The sequence below is a fragment of the Bowmanella denitrificans genome (assembly GCF_039522935.1).
Lineage (GTDB): Bacteria > Pseudomonadota > Gammaproteobacteria > Enterobacterales > Alteromonadaceae > Bowmanella > Bowmanella denitrificans.
Genome location: NZ_BAAAEI010000020.1, coordinates 16,915 through 17,839, shown reverse-complemented (window position 1 = coordinate 17,839; position 925 = coordinate 16,915). Strand labels below are relative to the sequence as shown.

Sequence of the window (925 nt, the reverse complement as noted above, 5' to 3'; positions counted from 1 at the left end):
AAGGGCAGGAAGCCCGGAGTAATCCCCCTGTTGAACACTTAGATTGTGTCAGAAATGACCGGGGTGTTTTTTTATTTGCTGTACCCACGTGGGATGCTGAACCCCTCCGGGTTCGACTACAACGTCGGGAGCGTTTTTACTCACCCCATCCCTGAGGTTCGTCCTTTGGACCAGCTAAAGCTGTTGATGGTTGCTCCAGGCAACCATGCTGAACAGCCGCAGGCTGGCCCGCAGGGCGAAGGGCAGGAAGCCCGGAGTAATCCCCTGTCGAACACTTAGCCTTTGTCAGAAATGACTGGGGTGTTTTTTTTATTTGCTGTACCCACGAGGGATGCTGAACCCCTCCGGGTTCGACTAAAACGCCAGGAGCGTTTTTACTCACCCCATCCCTGAGGTTCGTCCTTTGGACCAGCTAAAGCTGTTGATGGTTGCTCCAGGCAACCATGCTGAACAGCCGCAGGCTGGCCCGCAGGGCGAAGGGCAGGAAGCCCGCAATCATCCCCCGCGGAATAATTAAATTCAGCCGGAGATGAGCAGGGCAATATCTATTGCACACAGGGTGGCGAGTGAATTGTGAGCAAGGTGCTCAATTATATAGCGAACGGAATGGGATCTTAAAAAAAGCATTGACAGGGAATAGGGGCGTGCCTAGAATGCGCCCGCTGTCAGGTAACAGCAACTCGTAAGAGTACTGGGGCTATAGCTCAGCTGGGAGAGCGCTTGCATGGCATGCAAGAGGTCGGCGGTTCGATCCCGCCTAGCTCCACCAAATTTTAGGTTACAGTTAATCGCTGTAACTAGTTACCAAGCCTAGTTGGTAACGCAGAATAGATTCAGTAAGGAAAAGGTCGCTCGGTTCGCTGGCTCACCTCGCCTTACAGAATTTTAGCGAAGCAGCGCTTCGCTGACAAAAATTCTGTCCCCT

At 52.8% G+C, this 925-nt stretch carries 1 tRNA gene; it reads left to right on the top strand.

Annotated elements, in window-relative coordinates:
- The first annotated feature begins 693 nt into the window (after positions 1-693).
- A tRNA-Ala gene (locus ABD028_RS15460) sits at positions 694-769 on the top strand.
- The last annotated feature ends 156 nt before the right edge of the window (positions 770-925 follow it).